The following is a 19452-nucleotide window of genomic DNA, read 5'->3' on the forward strand; positions in this document are numbered from 1 at the left end:
TATTAGGAAAATTTTATTTTTCTATTTTTAGACCTAATTTAGTAGATTGGTAAACAAAAAACTATTATGTAAAATGATAGCCTTTTTTATAGTTATATATTGAAATTCAAATGATTGTAATAGGTGAATTGTTTGTGAAATATATACATTTATAGTTATTTATATTACTATTATTATAAATATTGGAAAAAGAGGGTGTTAAATGTAAATGATTTAGGTGGAAATCAAAACTTCAAATAGTCAGTTTTTAGTTTTGGGAGAAGAAGAGAAAAAGAAAAAATTAAATTTTGGAGGTTAATTCACTATGTTAAAGAAAATGATGTTTATGTTAATGGCTCTTACTCTAGTTTTTGTTCCAACTCTCGCTTCAGCTGCAACTATAGAGGATGGGAAAAAATACAACGTAACACACGAGGAATTAGAAGCTCAAGTTAAAGAATTAGAATATATATTTTCGGTATTAATGGTAAAAGATGAAGAAACAGATAAGTATGTTCTTAATAAAGAAGAATTAGCGAAATCTTCATATAACAATGAAGAAAAAGCAGCTATTATAGCTGGTGTTTATGTAATGAATGATGAAGAAATTCCATCTAATATGTACTCTAGTAACGTTTGGGAAAGATGTTGGCAGGATGCATTAGGTATTAGTAAATCATATTTTAATCAAATAAAATCGTATCTTAAGAAAGAGGATTACTGGGGAGCATTGGGAATGCTTTCGTTGCTTGGGCTACCATATAAGCCTGCGATGTTATTTGCTTTTGCAGTAACTTGCGGGCCAGCTCCAGCTTATATTGCACCTAATCCTCATGAATAATAAGCCTGATATCTTATAAGTAAATGAACTAAAATTAGAATCTCTTTTGTGAATCTATTGATGCAAAAGAGGTTCTTTTATCTTTTTAAATAAGTATTTCTGTTAAATATGAAAATATTAAGTATATTCTGTTGAAAAAAAGTAGATTTGAAGTAAGTTAAACTTTCATATGATATGCTTATGCTATACTAACTAATTTTCAGGTGAGGAGTTGATCGGTTATTACTAGTATAGAGAATATATATAATGTTTCTGTATTCTTAATGCTTTTATCTACTTTTTGTTTTTATCTGTATTTACGAAAAATAAAAAGAGAAAGAAAGCTCACTGGTTTCGAATTTACAATGTATATCATAACACAAGTTAGTTACATTCTTTGGGGAATCTATATTATTTATATAAACTTTGGATGATATTTTTTGTTTTATGAAAAAAAGGCTATTAAAAAAGGGTTTGAGATAAATATCAAACCCTTTTGACTATGTATAATTATTTCACTGCTGCTTTTAATTCTTTTCCAGCTTTAAAAGCAGGTGCCTTTGAAGCGGCGATTTGCATTTCTTCACCTGTTTGTGGGTTTCGTCCTGTACGTGCAGATCTTTCACGTACTTCAAATGTACCAAAACCAAGAATTTGTACTTTTTCCCCATTTGCTAGCGCATTTGTTATTGTATCTAAAACTACTTGTGTTGCTGCAGCTGCATCCTTATGTGTAAGTTTTGCTTTTTCTGCTACTATTCTTGTTAATTCTGTCTTATTCATTTTTTGCACCTATTCATATGTAATTAGGTGACTATTATAACGTGTTTATACTTATGATGCAATTAATATTGTGCATAGAAAAAGCCCCCTAGCAAGGGCCAGAGGACAATTCCTGTGTGGTACTAAGAAAGAAAATCATGTTCATCGTACAACTTATTGTAACATCTTCATTAAATGGTGAAAAGTACCTATTCTAGATGTTCTGCTTGTTTCCACATATTCTAAGACGAAAAATATTCCTCTGATTCATTTCATCTTAGAAGGATATTTCCAATCTTTTTCTTTTGGAGTATTTAGAGCAGGTTTAGATGAATTTGTTGAAAGTGCTTGCTTTTCTATTTTCTCTAATTTCTCATCTAATTTTTCAATAGCTTCTTTTGTTTCTTTCAGCTCTAATTTAATCTCTGTCAGCAAGCGAAGTATTGCATCTCCTTTTGTCATTTTCAACAGTAATCGCTCCTTTTCTTATTAAAAGTGTTACTGAATATAGGTGAATTTTCAATTAAAATGGAAATTCACTACTATTAAACCCTTTTTTGTCTTTTATTTTATTTAGCTCACCAATAAAAGCTTTGTGGAATTAGACTGAAAGAGTAGCAGTAAAGAAACTGCCTGTTCTAATAATTTTGTTTTAGCTATACCAGTGTCAATACTAAGTCTTACTAATTTTTCATTCAGATTATTGGCTAATGTTGTAGATACTTGTGTTCTATTCACTACCTTATACTGCTTCTTCTTAGTCATATTGAAAACCCTTTTACTTATTCATAGATATATAATAGCATTGGTATGGAATTTCTAGAAATTTAATTGAACAATAATAAACTTCATAAAGTTTATTATTGTTCGCCTTTTAATAAAATTATATAATTAATATATATATGGATATTTATTTTGTTTGAACTACAACTAAACAAGAGGTGCAAACACTAGCAATATCAAAGGAGTAATTCTTTTGGCTTCACTATTATTTCTAGTTAGTGATATATTAGCCTAAAAAGGAATAGTATAAAAAAACATCCAACTAGTCCTATTTAAAAGGAGATAATTTATACATGTTAGAGACTCTTGAAATAAGAAAAAAACAATACGAAATAAAAATACATAAATACAAAGAAATACAAAAATACTATAATTCATTTTTGTTTGCAATCTCACTTATTTATTTTCTCTATATCATTATTATTGATCATTCTCTTTCATCACATTTATTAATTTCTTTCATTATCGGTTTTACACTTTGGAGCATAGGCCTAGCTATACATCTAAAACTCTTATATGAGAAAAAGGGAAAACGAAAAGTCATGAATATAGAAACAATAAACGAAATGAAAAAAAATAAATATATGTGTCCAGGAAGAAAAGAACGTTATATTAAAGATTATAATGCTTCCAAAAATGAACTAGAAAAAATAATGACTTACGCTAAATTTAACTTAGAAGCTAAAGAAAGGGAAAACGAAATAAAAGACGATAAAGAAATTTAGATATATAATTGTAGTATGACATGCAGATAGTAGCTAGAAAAGTAAAAAATAAAAGGAGGGATAAACATGAAATCAACAGGTGTTACAAGAAAAGTAGATGAATTAGGGCGAATTGTTCTTCCGAAAGAGTTAAGAACAACGTTAGGAATTGCAGAAAAAGATCCTATAGAAATATTTGTAGAAGATGAAAAGATCATTTTAAAAAAATACAAATCCTACGATGCTTGTGTAGTAACTGGTGATATTTCAGATAGAAATATATCATTAGCAAATGGTCAAATTGTTCTTAGTGCTGAAGGGGCTAAACTTTTAATTAAAGAGATTCAACAGCAATTAGTCAAATAAGATTATTCTCCTTAATACATTACAAAGAAAAAGACATCTATTTAGATGTCTTTTTCTTTGTAATAAACCAACATGATTCTACTAACTCTACTCTTACGGTGGTAAATATATCATCACTATTTCATATCACATCCATTTTAGCACACAAAATCCATTATTCTATATATATAAATTATATTTAAAGAAATATACATAATTCCTACCCATAAAACAAACGTATTTTCGCAATTCAGCAAGTCGCTTACTTCGATGGGACATATCATCATCTTTTCCTTTCTGATTTATAACGTTAGTTTAAAACAGAAAAGGTAAATTGTGTCCTAATGACTAATAATAAGTCATTTTACAAATAAACTTATAATAATTAGTTAAAATGTTATGATGAAAGAAAAATATGTAGCGTTCTATAAGCAATAAAATAGGAAAAAACCGAAATGTTGAATCGCGAATCTTCTTATTATATATGTTTGCTAGAATAAAGAACTTCCTATATCTATTGTGGCCATATTTTGTCGCTTTGTACGTTCCCTTAAATAACGTTCTGTTGTCATAATAGACTCGTGTCCTAAATAGTCACGTATTTTTTTTAGTTCGATACCTTTTCCCATTAGGTAATTTGCTAAGAAATGTCTACAAGTATGGGCAGTAATTCTATCTTTACGATAACGTAGAAACGATAAATTTGTTTGTTCAATTTTTTCAGCTACATATTTTGATAAATAATCAGCTCTGTAATGAGAACCATCAGCTTTAGGTAAAAAAGCGGATGTACTAGAAATATCTAACTCACTTGTTTGTTTTCGTAATTGACGCAGATGAAATACCTCGTCAAGCACATCTTCAAAGATACGAACTTCCCTAGTCTTATTACCTTTTCCGATTACTCGTAAGAGGTGAACACCTAATTCAGGATGATAGGAGAGATCGGCCCATTTTGCATTTGCGATTTCCTCAATTCGGAGGCCTGTTGTAGTAAGTAAAAAAAATGCCACGTAAACAAAATAGTTGGATTTTTTTAATGCGTCTAATATCTGATTCACTTCTTCCGGAAGCAGGTCTCGATTTACTAACTCTTCCTTTTTCACAGATACTTTTTTTAGGCGACTACTATAGTCATCAGTAAGTCCTTGATTCTCATAGATATACTTAAGAAACTGCTGAACAACTGATTTTTTACGACGTAATGTAGTGGCAGCGTATTGCTTACTTAGTTTATAGAAATAGATTTCCATTTCATTATGTGATAATTCACGAATGGTTCCGATAGTTTCTTTTATGTATCGAAGAAAATGTGAAAGATCGACAAGATATAATTTTTTTGTTCTTTCACTTCTTTTTTTAGTTAATGAGGGTTCGTCGTGTAAAAATAAGTAAACCAGCGATTCTTCACTTAATTTTGAATAATCTACATTTCGGATGCCTATTCCCATAATTTTTTCAAAATGGCTGCTATCAAAAAAGTCTGATTTTGATTTCACTATTTGATTATTATGTACGTAATTTATAATATTCAAATTTAATCACGCTCTTTTCTAAAATGAAATGAATTAAATAGTTTTTTATAAAATATTAATATCTCTAATTATACCACAATAAATGCATTATTTATTGTGGTATAGAATGAAATGATTAAATATATATTTACACCTATATATTTAACATTTCTGTTTAGATGATGTATAATGGAAATGTTTAATTGATTTTTTTGTACATTTCAATCCAAGTGCGGTAGGAGGAGATTTTTTGTGACTAGTCTTCGTCTGAAAATTTTACATGAAATCCATAATTTAGAAGATACTCATTGTTCAATTTGCCCTCTGAACAACCTATCAGTGAATTGTACAGATGAGCAAGAACAGGCAAAACAGGCAAAACAGAGAAACTACAAACATTGTAAAGGTTGTCCCATTTTTGATTCCATCCGAGAGAAAGGAGAGCAATTGAATTCTTTATCGAAAAAGAGTACATTTAATAAGGTACGAGAACGTTATATGGAGAATCCATTTAAGTATCTGCAGTATAAGGAGTACTCAATTACAGATGTAGTAAAAGAAACAGGTTTAACAAAGTATCAACTAAGAAAATTTAAACAACAGCTAGAATGAAAGTTTCGGACGAGGTGAGAAATGGACTATTTATCTTTAGAAGAGGTATGCGATAGGGTAGGTTTAACAAAAAATCAATTAGGCTATTTAATTAAGTATAAACACATCGAACCTATCAATCTGACTACCTGGAAAGCAGATGGCGGATATCGCTTTGAGCAAGAAGATGTAAAAAAGTTAGAGGAATTATACAAAGACTCTTTAACATTAAAAGAAGCAGCTGAATTTCTAAATAAGTCTAAGACTTACGTTCATAATGCCGCTAAAGACGGGATATTGCCCTTTAAAGAGATTGCTAAAGGGAAATCCACTGAACGATTGTACTTAAAGAAGGATTTGGAAATTTTCAAAGAAAGAATTGAAAACAGATCAAAAGAGGAATCGAAAGAAAAAAAGCAGCATTTAAGTCTCTATCTTGATGAAAAGGTAGTAGAAGCAATAAAGAAAAAGGCTGCAAAGAAAGGGTATAATGGCTACAAGAAGTTTGCTGAAGACATTTTATCCGCAGAAGTAAAAGAAGACATAGAAGAATAGAATTCCCAACGAAAATAGACCTCGAAAATAACAAAATTGTTTTAAGGGGTCTATTTTTGTTTATAAGAATCTTTCCAATTATCAAGTCCAATTATATTATCTGAGTTATAAAAATGGTTTACAAGCGAATTTGAGAAGTCTTTTTTTTCGTATTCACTTGTAAAAAAACATAATTTCACCTAAAAATGCAAATCATTACTATTTTTATAATATTAACCGATAGATGATAAACGCAGTTAAGGAGAGGTTATTTTGGATAAAAAAATGTGAATAGAGAAATAAGAAATGCTATTAAAATTGGCGATATTAATAGAATGATACAATTAATAGGTTATGATACTAAACTTTTAAATGCAAAGACTTCATTTGGAACATGGTTGCACATAGCTGCGAAAAAAGGAAATTTTGATATAGTTAAATTTCTAGTCGAGGAAGGTATAGATATTGATGCTAGGGGAGGAACATTTGATTCTTCCGCATTAAACTTGGCTGCAGGATCAAGCTATTTGGATATAGTAAAGTATTTAGTAAGAGCCGGTGCAGAATTAGATGTGAGCTTAGCAAAAAGAAATCCTTTATTTGGAGCTATTTATGGTGGGCATAAAAATGTAGTTGAGTTTCTGAGTGAAAAGGGTATAGATATTTCGATTAGATATACTGGAGAGAATATTAAGAACATGAATGCCTATGAATATGCTATAGAATTTGGGAAAGCAGAAATCGCTGAATATTTAATACGATAAACTGCGGCCGTACATCAAAAAATAGTCTATTAAACTAAGGTTAATTATGAAGATATCAGGAAGTTAAGTATACATATTTAAATTATAGTAAACTAAAATTTAGTAAAATTCCTCAGAGAAAACGATTAGTAAGATGAATACAGAATTTTTGGCCGGTAAAGGATCCGATGTAATTGTACTAGATAGTTTACCTGCGGACAAGTATGTGAAAAAAGGCTTGCTTACAGACTTAAGTAAACTGATGGAGGAGGATAAATCTTTTGATAAAAATCAATATTTTAATAAAGTTTTAGATAATTCGAAAACCAATGAAAAACTTTATGGTATTCCATTATATTTTTGGTTGAGTGGACTGCTTGGGGATGATAAAGCGATACAACAATCCGGAGTAAAAGTGAATGACGAAGAGTGGACTTGGAGCGAGTTCACAAGCATTGGAAAAGAATTAGCGAGCAAAGGAACACATACACATGTTATTGGAAGTACTCCTCCAGAACAAATGCTGCAATTTCTGGTGCAGGATCATTACAGTGAGTTAGTAGATAAAGTAAGTGGACAAGCAAAGTTCCAGTCTGATTTATTTGTACAGATGTTGGAAGACGTAAAGAAGATGTATGAACAGAAAATAGTCACTGCAGATTCTGTGGCTTTAGGAGAAGCATATTTTGTCCCAGCACCAATCATGTCGGTAGAAGAATATTTCAGTTTTGGATATAGCTTGGGTATAACAGAGTCAAAAATGTATCAAAAACCACATATAGGCCTCACCATACCATTTCGGGAAAATTGTACATTTAGACACAATTTGGACACAAACTAACCGGTACCTTGTACGTTAAGGAACCGGTTAGTGATTTTACTGCTTTATGGTTGTAATTTAGTTTTTTCCTAATCCCAATTACTATCTCCAGTAATTATGATATATGGAAAATAACGGCATGCTAAATAACCATTACGAGCTAAAAATTATAAATATTTCATTTTTTATTTTGATAGATGTTGTTCGTATGCAATACCTGAGATATCAAATACAGTTTTCTTATGATAATGATGTGATTTTCGTCTATTTTTATCAAGTAAGTAAAACAAATGAAGAAAGCTTTTCTTTAATTGGTTGAATTGATCTTATATTTGCTATTCAAAGAAATTGTAAAGAATGAATCTAATAAATGTTCATAAATTGTATCTTATTTTCGTTTTGAAAATATTGTGAATCTGTCTTCTTTGTTTGATACTTTCTTTGAATTTAAAAAAGGTTTATTTCACCATATTTATGCTCTATATCATCAATTTTTGGTTCTATATACCAAAAATTGTGGTATACTTACATATATACGATTTATGTGTAAAATGGTTGCTTTACTAGTCATCCATTCAGGAAAAAGAGGCTCGTTCTAGCACTAGAACGGGCCTCTTTTTTTTATTTGATTTTTACTTTCACTTATATAATCAACCAGAATTTGAACCGTATGAACAGATACCTCGTCAGAAATTTGAATACCGAATTTCTATTCTAGATCCAACAACATTCAAATCCAATTAGCCTAAATCGTTCTGTAAAAGAGTATTTTCATTAATCAATATTGGGGAAACGAAAAGGATCTCCTTATTTTAGAAGTAAGGAGATCTCTTCCATAATATGCAAGTTATTTGTAAAGTTTATGTTATGAATTGCAATAGGCTTTGTCAGTAAGGTTTTAGTTTTTCGCAAGTATACTGATTCTTATTTAGAATCGTTAACGGTTATATCCTTGATTACATGTACAGCCAGAGTTATGCCCTTGGTTACATGTGCAATTGGAATGCAGGTCATCATTGTTAGTATAATTTTGATTATACATACTACTAGAGTCTTGTTTATAGTTGTTTGTATATCCTTGGTGATACACATCGCTCGTATTCTGATTATAATTTCCATTATAACTTTGCTCATACATATTACCCGTGTGCGGGTTATTATTGCTAGTATACCCTTTCATACAAAGCAACTCGATGCTATCTACATAAAACGTACCCTCTGTTTCTCCCATTTCAATTCGTACACGACCACTTTCCGGGAATACCTCTACTGTTTTTGTCATATATCCTTCTTCGCAAGAAGTGAACTTAAGTGTTTCCTGATATCCATTACAATCCATCATCGTTACATACCCTTTTCCAGGACCTTCTTTTTTGGCAATCACACGTAACATATATCCACGATGATTTTGAGCATGCAGGTTCTGAGATACCCCGGCACTCCAGTTGGATAGAACTAATACAGAAGATCCATCCATTTGTTGTACCGCTGCCTTTCCTGTTGCGTGCCATCCCGTTAATCCTTGTGTAAAGTCACCATTTGTTATGACATTTCGTGCATCATATAAATAACGTGCTTGCGCTATACGTGCATGTAAGCCTGTATATAAATCATTGTTCATACCTGGAGCATCCGGTAACCAAGCATGGTATACATATGGAATCGACTGTACCAGTCGATCAGCGTTTTGAATATGATCTAAAGTAATATGATAGTGTAACTCTTGTTCATTTGTAAATAATGTATCTACAGCCTGTTTTGCTGGATCATAGGCTTGTTGTGTTTCCCAACGTTTTTTCTCCATGTGTTGTTTCCATTTCTTTTCCTTTTGTTTCACATGCGCTAATGCTTCGCCTGTTAGTGGCCCTTCTTCAATGACTTCTAGATTCCCTACTGTAGCGTATCCGTCTGGATTAGAAATTTTAAATAAAACATCGATACCTACGTTTGTATTTGTATCTACTTCTCCGGTGTCAATATGAAAATCAAATGGATGACGATCGTGACACATAACATGTTTTTTATCTGAACTTGACGGGCATGCATACATATCAAGAGCATATCCATCTGTTAGTGTAGGATACCCCCCTTGGCTCACATACTGAGATGATGTTTCACAGCGATAATCTCCACATGAAGGGCTAGGCTGCATATAAGACAAATCATTTGGAACATCCATAATGGCGTCAATTTCTTTCCCGTAACGTGTTACCATTAATTTCAGATCTTTACTACTTTCTACAAAGCCTCTTACTCGATAACGTGTATATGGTTTTAATTTGGATTCATCTATTTTTTGATAGATATAGGTTGGAAATATGGTTCCATATATATCTCGTGCTCCACGCATCTGAAGAAAGTTCCCTTTAAAAATAGGATTATTGGATCCTATGATAATATCATTACTGAATGTCCAATCATTCCCAGAAAAGTCTCCAAAGTTCCCATTTGGGAGTAAATTTCGAGACTGACTAAGTTGTTTTGCCCGTTTTACTTCATTCCATAACATCATTTTTTCTTTGGGAGAATGTTCATCTGACATACATTCTATCGAAATGGCTGCTTGATCTATTTCATAATCTGTCGTTTCTATTTTTAACGTATTTTTCGTACCACTTGTAAACATAGGACTCACAACCTTTTTCGTGTATTTGTTAAACAGCGATACCTCGACTTTAGTACATACTTTGGTTTAATTGATAAATAAATCGTTCACCGCTTTCTTTGTTTTTTCTAAATTCCGTTCTCCTTCAGATTCTAAAGTTGTTAAATCATCCGGTAAAAATTCAATTTTGTCAATGATAATATTGCTATAATGTCGATTTTCTATAATTATTTCAACACCTGATTGATTAAATGTAGTAACTAAGGTATTCATATATCCGAATGTAGGATAAGGACCCGTAGGTGAAGAACCAAAATAGTCACTCTCAGAACCACTCGGTGACCATCTTTGTACCATTAAACTAGCGCCATAAGAAGTTGCATAGCGGATTCTAACGCGGTAATTTTTATTCGTGGGTGCAGGAGTTAAACGTATTTTTAAACGCCCAAGATATGGTAACGTTACTACATCTCCTCCTGTATCACCAGGTCCAGCGCTAACATAAGCGCCGTTTTCTAAAGCAAAAGCTTTCACAGCCGGTATTTGTGTAATTTTATCTGGATAAATTGGATTATTTCTTGTCATACTTGTATGTGTCCAACCAAATACGTTAACTACGGAGGTTTCATATTGAACACATGCCGCATTTGATAATCTATGAGAGTAATTTCTAGCACTAGGTGGTAGATCCTTATCAATACCTGGTAACACAGATTCAATTGTCTGTGAGTACCCAGAACTGTTTCTCTCATATAGTAAAGTATTTAGTGTTGTCGGAAAAAATTCTGCACGTGAAGTACGATACCGTGGGATTGAATACCCAACAAATGGTTGCAATTCAACTCTAGCTAATGAACTAATTTTAAATATATCAGTATTGCCGAAACTAATAGGATGTGGATCATTACTCGTAGTTCCAGACATACGTTGAAAAGCACCGTTACCCTTTGTGTAGTCTTCATAATGACGAGTTCCTCCCCAGCCGATAAGATAACCAGGTTGAGTAAAAACAGAATGACTATATATATCTATAGCTTGAAGCCAAGTAACTAAACCAGGTCCCCGTGTTCCATTAGCTTCTAGCGAATTAAAGCTAAAAAGCCCTTCCCAACGATAATTTCCCCCTGAATATCCCACTGGGTCTGTATAAATTTCCCTAGTTAACTCTACATTTGTTCCTAATGGATATTTTTCAAAATCATAAATTGGAAATAGAGCGATAATATCCAATACCGCCAACGTCATTTCTCTACGAAATTTATTAAATTTCAACCAAGTTATAGTACCTGCCCCCTCCTCTTTTATCTGATTTAAACCCTCCTGATACCAAAATACACAATACTTGGCATACTGTGCTATTTTATCTTTTAATCGCTGACCATAATCAATAGTAGGTGATATTAATTCCGATCCTACTTTCTCCGCACTCAACAATGCTCCCCATTCTTTTTTATATTGAACGGCATCCCTTAATAGTAATAACTGTACATTTGCAGCTTGCGCAAACGTAGGCAATAATAATATTTGAGCATTCTGCCTTGATAATGATCCTGCTAGAATTTCATTGAAACCTTCTTCAGACTTTTTGAAATACTCAACTACATTACTAAGTCTGCTATCATTTGGTTTACCTGCACTAAGCCACTCCTGAAGAGAATAAAGATAATACTCTTTATAATTAGTCAATTTACCGTTAAAATCTGCAACCGCGTCATTTAAAACACTCTCGTCTACCTCTTTACGAATTATAGATAATAAATCACATATAGAAAGTGCTGCCACAGATGGACCAGAAGATGGAATTAGTAGGTTTACTATTCCCAATAGTGCAGGAATTCCAATTAGTACACCAGGTGAGCTTATGAATCCTGCCATGCTTACCATAACACTTATGAAATTCGAGATTGATTTCCACGTATCTTGCCATGGTTTTCCCGGACAATCGTTCAGGATAATAGGAAAAATATTTGGATCATTTGCAAAAGGATATCTGTTTGGCGTATTTGTGTTATTCGATGAAGATTCCAATATTTCATATCCATTTGTATTTTGATATGAATTCATCTTTTTCACTCCTTATGTGGTTCCTATTTTTAATACACCTAGCAAATATATGCCAGGTGTATTGTTACATATTCGTAATGCCCCAATGTATTCCTGTGACAATGTTTCTACAAATAAACCCATTATTTTTGGTGAAGGTATTGATCTTTTAGACCTTCTCTTTATATATTTCATGTATTTTTCAAAGCCTCAGATTTCTGTAGAACAATTTTTTTTGTTGTTTTTAAGGGTGAGGAAAGGGGCGTTAGCTTTTATATGAACAAAATTCACACTTAGATGTTTCTTCCCATCCCTCGAAAAAAGAGCGTGATACGAAATAGATTGTTGTAGATATTTAGTTATTCGTCATTGAAAGAAATTGTAGAAAACACATCCGAATATGTATTGGATTTATTTTTACTAGGGAAAACCGAATTATGGGAATTTTACCTGTGTACAGAAAATTGTATATTTCTGTACACTTTATTATTTAGTAAAAAACACTACCATTTTTCCTATTATCGTGTCCAGAAACAGTGTACAATTATGTATGTTCAGATATCCATCTAAAATTAAATTATTGAACAGGGAGAGACTACAAATTGAAAATTGGTTATGTTCGTGTATCAACTGTAGATCAAAATTTGGATTTACAAATAGATGCTTTAAAGGCGTATGGATGTGATGAAATATTTGAAGATAAGTTGAGTGGCATCGCCGGAAAAAGGCCCGGCCTTGAAAAAGCTCTTCAATATGTGAGACCTGGTGATTCTCTTGTAGTCTGGCGACTTGATCGTTTAGGTAGAACGATGCATCATCTTATCCAAATTGTAAATGAATTAAATGAACAGGGCGTTAGTTTCTATAGTGTACAAGAAAATATCACGATGGATCGCTCTAGCGCTACAGGACAATTAATGTTTCACTTATTTGCTTCTTTTGCAGAATTTGAAAGAAACCTCATTCGTGAACGGACAGAAGCGGGACGAATTGCTGCAAGGGATCGGGGACGTTTTGGTGGAAGACCTGAAAAATTAGGAGAAAAAGAACAACAAATGATACAAACACTCGTGTCTAAGAAAACCCCCATTAAAGATATTGCGCAAATATTAAAGATTTCTCGTACAACAGTGTATCGTTATTTACAGAAATAGGAGGAAATTCAGATGGCGACGAGAGAGGTTCTTACTCAAGCACAACGAGAATACTTTTATGAATTATCAGACCAGATGAGTGAACGAGAGCGGATACGATACTACACATTATCTGAAGAAGATATACAAATCATCCGTCAGCAACGTGGCGTGGCGCAACGAATCAATTAGGTTTTGCGGTTCAATTGGCCTATTTACGATTTCCTGGTCAACCATTAGCTTCTGGAGAAAAAATACCCGATTTTCTTGTTTCGTTACTTGCAAAAAGATTAGGAATCGTGCCTGCAGCTATACATCATTATGCGAAAATTCGCGATACAACAAGGCGAGAACACATCGGCAAAATTCGAAAACATTTTGGATTCCGATCTTTTACCTTACGAGAATATCGAGAGTTAGCAAATTGGCTTCTTCCAACTGCTATGGGAACCGAGAAAGGCATGGTTTTGGTTGATCTTTTAATACAAGAAATGCGAAAAAGAAAAATCATTCTTCCTGCCATGTATGCCATAGAACATTTAGTTTGGGCGGTATGTGAACGTGCAGAAAGGCGAACGTTTAAAAAGTTAACAAAAGCGTTATCTCCACAACAACTTTTACAATTAGACCAGCTGTTAACAAAGTCAGCAGACAAACATATTACAAATTTATCTTGGTTACGAAAACCACCTGGAACGGTTTCACTTAAAAATTTTCATAGAATATTAGACCGCATTCAATTTATTCAAAAGCTCGCATTACCATTAGAAAACGGACAAGAGATTTACCAAAATAGATTATTACAATTAGCTAGGGAAGGCTCTCGGTATTCCACCCAACATTTGTCTCGGTTCCATTCTCTGAAACGTTATGCAACTTTAATGGCATTTTTAATTCATATTTATGCTTTTTTTATCGACCAAGGTTTATATGTAAATGAAAAGTTACTTGGCGCATGTTTAAACGAGGAGAGAAAATACATAATGATTCGTTTCAAAATGACGGAAAATTAATTAATGAGAAAATCCGCTTATTTGCAAAACTTGGGCAGGTTTTAATTGAAGCAAAAGAAACCGAACAAGATCCTTTTGTATCTTTACAAGCTGTTATACCATGGGACCAATTTGTTCATTCGGTAGAACAAGCGGAAGCGTTGGCGAGGCCTGCAGAATTCGATTATTTAGAATTGCTGGATACCTATTATGGACAATTTCGCAAATTTGCCCCGCGACTTTTACAGATTTATACGTTTCAATCTTCTGGTATCACCCAAACATTATGTGAAGCACTTGAAATCTTAAAGGAGCTGAATACATCCCAGAAAAGAAAAGTTCCTGAATTTGCTCCCATGGATTTTATAAAATCCAAATGGTTGAAACATGTTTTAAAAGAAGATGGCATTGACCGTCATTACTATGAATTTAGTGTATGGACAGAATTATGTAATCACCTTCGTTCGGGAGATATATGGGTACCAGGAAGTAAACAATACAAAAACTTTGATGAGTACTTATTACCGGTACAAACTTGGGAAGAAATCAAAAGGAAACAACAAATTCCATTGTCTATTGCTACAAATGTAGATGAATATTTACAAAATCGATGCGGATCGATGCAAGAACAATTAACAATGGTAAATCAACGCATTCGAAACCAAGAATTGTCGGATGTTTCTGTTTATGGCGGTCACATCCAAATTCCATCTTTAAAAAAGGATGTTCCAGACGATGTGGCAGATCTTACAAGGGCTATTTATGATGGTATTACCACGTATTAAGCTAACAGAACTATTAGTAGAAGTAGACTCTTGGACCCATTTTAGTCAACAGTTTGTACATCTTCATACGAAAACGGGGCCAAAAGATGAAACTACATTATTTGCGGCTATTTTAGCCGAGGGAATTAATCTTGGATTAAGTAAAATGGCTGATGCATGTCCTACGATTACCTATACCCAACTTGCTTGGATAGCAGATTGGTATATCAGTGATGAAAATTATACAAAAGCTCTGGGAGTCTTATCAAATTTTCAAAGGCAAAATAGGCATGCTACCTATTGGGGCAATGGAACCACTTCTTCTTCAGATGGACAATATTTTAGGTCAAGTGGTGCTTCTAGTCCATTAGCTCAAGTGAATGCCAAACATGGAAGAGATCCTGGGCTAAACTTCTATACTCATATTTCAGATCAATATGATCCTTTTTACGTCCAAGTCATTAGTTCTTCTGAGGAAGCGCCTCATATTATAGACGGATTATTATACCATGAAGCCGATACTAGAATTGAAGAACATTATACGGATGCTGCTGGATTTGTAGATCATGTATTTGCTATGTGTCATATGTTAGGGTTTCGATTCTCTCCGAGAATTAAAAGTATAGATAAGACGAAAATTTATACAATCGACAAACCTTCCTATTATCCAGAGCTAAACTTTATGATTGGTGGCACGATACAAATGAAACATATACGAGACAACTGGGATGCATTATTAAGATTAATCAGTTCTGTGCAAAATGGAACGGTTACTGCATCTCTTATTTTAAAAAAGTTAACATCTTATCCATGGCAAAATAGTTTAGCGGTAGCATTACGAGAAATTGGACGTATAGAAAGAACATTATATACATTAGAATGGTTGCAAGATCCTGCACTAAGAAGGCGTGTTCAAGTGGGACTCAATAAAGGAGAAGCGAAACATTCACTTGCGCGAGCCGTTTGTTTTCATCGATTAGGAGAAATACGTGATCGTTCTTATGAAGATCAATTACATCGAGTGAATGGCCTGCAGTTGTTAATTTCCGTAATTGTCATTTGGAATACAGTGTATATTGAAAAAGCGATTGAATTATTACGGTCTCAAGGAATGGAAATTCCAGAAGAATATGTGCAACACATTTCTCCATTAGGTTGGGAGCATGTTGCATTAACAGGCGATTATATCTGGGATGTACAGCAAAAGACATCGATTCATCATTTAAGACCTTTGCGAACAAAATATGCAAGAAATAGATACTAACACCCGTTACCGATTCCCTATGTAAATACGGAATCGGTAAAATATGTCCAAGTTGTGTCTAAACGTACAGTTTTCCCAAAATGGTATGGTGAGGCCTAATAAAGTAATTTTTTAGACTATCTTTATGTTTTCGCATTCACCAATAATAAGTATTATGTGGATTTTATCAATACCTAAATACCTCTAAAAAATATATATTTAATAAATGATGCTTATTGGAAAAGGGGCTATGAATATGAAGATAAAAAAGAGACTATTGGTAACAACTATATATCCAGGTCAGTTATTTAGCACTGCACATTTACCCGAAGGCACAAGGTTTTTGAAATGGGAATTAGCAGGTAGTGGTGATTTAGATGATATTCTTTTTAACGTAATGGAAGATAAATTCTGGGATATGGATGACCTTATTTTTAATGATGTTTTACACGAAAATCGAACTGAAGTGGTACAAAATAAAGAAATGTACGTTGATAATGTTCGGAATGCTACATCATTAGTTGGCATACACATATATGCTTTAATTATAAATAAAGACACCGCAATATTTCTCGATACCCATTTTTTTCTACAAATTGTATATTTTAGTTAGGTTGCTGTAGTAACCTGATTAAAATATATATTTATTATGAAAAGGGGAATGGATATGGAAACAAAATCCACAGTAGAAATTGCAAGAGTAAGATCAGGAAAAGAGCCACAATCAGGACAGAAAAATCGTTCAAGTGGCAACTTTAGCACTGAGAATCTTCCTGCAGGAACAAAATATTTGAAATGGGAGATTGAAGGTGGCGGGGACCCAGATTTTATTAGTTTTAATGTAATGGAAGATAAGTCGGCTGCAACGGATCCTACTCATTTCTCTGGTGTATTAAGCGGAAATCGGACAAGTGTTATATCTAAAAGATCTCTTTATATTGCCACCCCTAAGAATGCTACCTCTGAATTTACTGTAATTGTATCTGCCATGGTTCAATAAGTAAAATCAAAAAAGAGACTACGAAATGTTTTTTTAGTCTCTTTTTATCTGTTACTTCGTAGTTCTTTCTATTTAACTTGTTTAGAAAGAATAAGATTTTTTGATACTTGGGGGAATAAAGTTTCTTATGTAGACGGACACGGGAACCTATTACATAAAGAATACTCCTGTGATTTTCTCAATATAGGTGTATCTTATGATTAATTAAGAAAATTTTAATTTATGTTAAACCTGTATGAGGAAAGGTTTTTGATTTAATAGGGAAAAATACTATTGGGAGGAATAAAACATGTCTTGGAAAAAGAAATTAGGTGTGGGAGTGGTTTCAGCCGCTCTTAGCTTATCTTTAATCGGTGGGGGGACATATGCTTATTTTAGTGATCAGGTTGTGACAAATAACGAATTAGCCGCGGGGACATTAGATCTTGCTATGCAGCCTACCACTTCTCTTAATTTAGATAATTTAAAACCTGGGGATAAAATTTTAAAGAAATTCAATTTAAAAAATAGTGGTACGTTAGATATTAAAGATGTCCTAATGAAAGTAGATTATACCGTGTACGATATAAAACGAGATAATCAGGAAGACGATTTCGGTAAACATATTAAAGTACAATTTATTTGGGATTGGGATCCAGCTAAAAGTCCTGTATACGAAACAACCCTTGCAGAATTAAAATCACAAAATCCGGAAGTCACGTATCATAAAGTATTCCTTGCAAAATGGGTAGAGACGGGTGGATTAAAGGCAGGGAAGATGGATTGGTTCTGGATAAAGTTTATCTTTGAAGATAATAATATGGACCAGAATATGTTCCAGGGAGATAGTATTACGATGAAAATGGAGTTCCAAGCGAATCAAACAGAAGGACAAGAAAGATAATATTGCAAGGCCCCCATATGGAAAATCTACTCTTTCCAGGATATAGGATTTTAGAAGGCGTACTTTAATATATCAAATTTGGGGTACTATTTATGGAAAAAGAGTAAGGTACAAGAGTATCAACATTCTTTAAATATAATATTATCAGCTTTGTTGCAAGTTTTATTTTATTTTATATAGGTTATAAACAGTTTCGCTTCCTTTCAAAAAACGTGAATTATGATGAGTACTTTGAAAGGAAGCGGATTTGAAAAAACGTCACTTGATAATTTCGTTTTTTACGGGGTTAATATCTAATGTGTGCCCATTTTTATCGATCGCTCGATAGAGATAACGACATTCTCCTTTTGCTCCTAGAATTAAAACGTTTAGCAAAAATAAAATTTATACGTTTGAAAAGCCCTTAAATCAACCGCATCTAATATTTATGATTGGTGGAACAATTCATACAAAGAAAATAAGAGAAAATTGGGATGATTTATTACGATTAACTAGTTCTGTTCGTAATGGAACAGTCACAGCTTCTCTTATTCTTAAAAAGCTTGCAGCCTATCCAAGGCAAAATAGCTTATCCGTAACGTTGCGTGAGATAGGTAGGATTGAAAGAACTTTATATACATTAGAATGGTTGCAGAGTCCTGAGCTTAGAAGACGTGTTCAGGTTGGTCTAAATAAAGGTGAAGCAAAACACGCACTTGCTCGAGCTGTATTTTTTAACCGATTAGGTGAAATTCGTGATCGTTCCTATGAGGATCAATTACATAGAGCAAGCGGCTTGCAACTTCTTATTTTAGCAATCGTATTATGGAATACAGTGTATATATCATGTGCAAAAGGCGTGGACATTCCAGAAGAAGATTTACAACATATATCTCCACTTAGATGGGAACATATTAAGTTGGCAGGTGATTATGTTTGGAACTTAAATGAAAAAACAAATTTTAATAATCTGAGACCATTACGAGAGAAAAATTATATAAAAAAGTAGTAAAGTAAGTAGCCGGTTCCCTAACGTACAGGGAACTGGCTACGATGTGTCCAAATTGTGTCTGGACGTACAATTTTCTTTTTTGATATGGTGACCCCATGCCCATCAACTTAAGAATTTTATAACACCCCTAACAAAAAAATGTACATTTTTTTGTTAGGGGTAGTCGCTTTTTTTAGCTTAATTACAATGGGGTACCACCAACA

General features: G+C 33.1%; 15 protein-coding genes and 5 pseudogenes. 13 read left to right on the plus strand and 7 right to left on the minus strand.

Annotated features, from left to right (window positions below; translation table 11 throughout):
- Positions 1-304 precede the first annotated feature (304 nt).
- A complete protein-coding gene (locus tag KZZ19_RS30450) occupies positions 305-820 on the plus strand; it encodes a hypothetical protein (RefSeq protein WP_237982756.1) in 516 nt (171 codons plus the stop codon).
- 489 nt (positions 821-1309) lie between these two features.
- Here the strand turns inward: KZZ19_RS30450 and KZZ19_RS30455 are convergent, their stop codons facing one another.
- The 3 genes from KZZ19_RS30455 to KZZ19_RS30465 all read right to left on the minus strand — a co-directional run bounded on the left by KZZ19_RS30455 (position 1310) and on the right by KZZ19_RS30465 (position 2326).
- Positions 1310-1582, minus strand: a complete 273-nt coding sequence (locus KZZ19_RS30455) for an HU family DNA-binding protein (protein ID WP_348638082.1) — start codon at positions 1580-1582, stop codon at positions 1310-1312.
- A 246-nt stretch (positions 1583-1828) separates the two neighbouring features.
- Entirely contained in the window at positions 1829-2023 is a 195-nt protein-coding gene (locus KZZ19_RS30460) for a hypothetical protein (protein WP_237982688.1), read from the minus strand.
- A gap of 111 nt (positions 2024-2134) precedes the next feature.
- Entirely contained in the window at positions 2135-2326 is a 192-nt protein-coding gene (locus KZZ19_RS30465; RefSeq protein WP_237982685.1) for a ribbon-helix-helix domain-containing protein, read from the minus strand.
- A gap of 311 nt (positions 2327-2637) precedes the next feature.
- Here KZZ19_RS30465 and KZZ19_RS30470 point away from each other — a divergent pair, with 311 nt between their 5' ends.
- Entirely contained in the window at positions 2638-3069 is a 432-nt protein-coding gene (locus KZZ19_RS30470) for a hypothetical protein (RefSeq protein WP_237982684.1), read from the plus strand.
- Between the two features lie 66 nt (positions 3070-3135).
- Positions 3136-3414, plus strand: a complete 279-nt coding sequence (locus KZZ19_RS30475) for an AbrB/MazE/SpoVT family DNA-binding domain-containing protein (RefSeq protein WP_237982683.1) — start codon at positions 3136-3138, stop codon at positions 3412-3414.
- 470 nt (positions 3415-3884) lie between these two features.
- On the opposite strand, the gene KZZ19_RS30480 is transcribed toward KZZ19_RS30475, so the two are convergent.
- On the minus strand, positions 3885-4928 hold the full coding sequence (locus KZZ19_RS30480; protein WP_237982682.1) for a tyrosine-type recombinase/integrase: 1044 nt from the start codon (positions 4926-4928) through the stop codon (positions 3885-3887).
- 231 nt (positions 4929-5159) lie between these two features.
- Here KZZ19_RS30480 and KZZ19_RS30485 point away from each other — a divergent pair, with 231 nt between their 5' ends.
- The 4 genes and pseudogenes from KZZ19_RS30485 to KZZ19_RS30500 all read left to right on the plus strand — a co-directional run.
- A complete protein-coding gene (locus tag KZZ19_RS30485) occupies positions 5160-5519 on the plus strand; it encodes a transposase (protein WP_237982681.1) in 360 nt (119 codons plus the stop codon).
- A 21-nt stretch (positions 5520-5540) separates the two neighbouring features.
- On the plus strand, positions 5541-6053 hold the full coding sequence (locus KZZ19_RS30490; RefSeq protein ID WP_237982680.1) for a helix-turn-helix domain-containing protein: 513 nt from the start codon (positions 5541-5543) through the stop codon (positions 6051-6053).
- Between the two features lie 314 nt (positions 6054-6367).
- Complete coding sequence (locus KZZ19_RS30495; protein WP_237982687.1) at positions 6368-6796, plus strand: ankyrin repeat domain-containing protein; 429 nt, start codon at positions 6368-6370, stop codon at positions 6794-6796.
- A gap of 109 nt (positions 6797-6905) precedes the next feature.
- Positions 6906-7556: pseudogene (locus KZZ19_RS30500) on the plus strand (ABC transporter substrate-binding protein); the annotation flags it as partial.
- A 976-nt stretch (positions 7557-8532) separates the two neighbouring features.
- Here the strand turns inward: KZZ19_RS30500 and KZZ19_RS30505 are convergent.
- On the minus strand, positions 8533-10221 hold the full coding sequence (locus KZZ19_RS30505) for a pesticidial crystal protein (RefSeq protein WP_237982679.1): 1689 nt from the start codon (positions 10219-10221) through the stop codon (positions 8533-8535).
- A 66-nt stretch (positions 10222-10287) separates the two neighbouring features.
- The gene (locus tag KZZ19_RS30510) at positions 10288-12264 is read right to left on the minus strand and encodes an insecticidal delta-endotoxin Cry8Ea1 family protein (protein ID WP_237982678.1); all 1977 of its coding nucleotides are present in this window, start codon (positions 12262-12264) and stop codon (positions 10288-10290) included.
- A 581-nt stretch (positions 12265-12845) separates the two neighbouring features.
- On the opposite strand from KZZ19_RS30510, the gene KZZ19_RS30515 reads away from it, so the two are divergent.
- The 5 genes and pseudogenes from KZZ19_RS30515 to KZZ19_RS30535 all read left to right on the plus strand — a co-directional run bounded on the left by KZZ19_RS30515 (position 12846) and on the right by KZZ19_RS30535 (position 18258).
- Positions 12846-13397, plus strand: coding sequence for a recombinase family protein (locus KZZ19_RS30515; RefSeq protein ID WP_237982677.1), 552 nt, complete (start codon positions 12846-12848; stop codon positions 13395-13397).
- Between the two features lie 12 nt (positions 13398-13409).
- Positions 13410-16396 (plus strand): annotated as a pseudogene (locus KZZ19_RS30520) (Tn3 family transposase).
- Between the two features lie 235 nt (positions 16397-16631).
- Positions 16632-16922, plus strand: a pseudogene (locus KZZ19_RS30525) (hypothetical protein); the annotation flags it as partial.
- Positions 16923-17042: 120 nt separating this feature from the next.
- Positions 17043-17375, plus strand: a complete 333-nt coding sequence (locus KZZ19_RS30530) for a DeoR family transcriptional regulator (protein WP_237982676.1) — start codon at positions 17043-17045, stop codon at positions 17373-17375.
- A gap of 289 nt (positions 17376-17664) precedes the next feature.
- Positions 17665-18258, plus strand: coding sequence for a TasA family protein (locus KZZ19_RS30535; RefSeq protein WP_237982675.1), 594 nt, complete (start codon positions 17665-17667; stop codon positions 18256-18258).
- Positions 18259-18511: 253 nt separating this feature from the next.
- On the opposite strand, the pseudogene KZZ19_RS31325 reads toward KZZ19_RS30535, so the two are convergent.
- Positions 18512-18609, minus strand: a pseudogene (locus KZZ19_RS31325) (DDE-type integrase/transposase/recombinase); the annotation flags it as partial.
- Here KZZ19_RS31325 and KZZ19_RS30545 point away from each other — a divergent pair.
- Positions 18605-19246: pseudogene (locus tag KZZ19_RS30545) on the plus strand (Tn3 family transposase); the annotation flags it as partial. The pseudogenes KZZ19_RS31325 and KZZ19_RS30545 sit on opposite strands and share 5 nt — an antisense overlap.
- Between the last annotated feature and the right edge of the window lie 206 nt (positions 19247-19452).

Origin of the sequence: Bacillus thuringiensis (assembly GCF_022095615.2) — a bacterium.
GTDB classification, from domain to species: Bacteria; Bacillota; Bacilli; order Bacillales; family Bacillaceae_G; genus Bacillus_A; species Bacillus_A cereus_AG.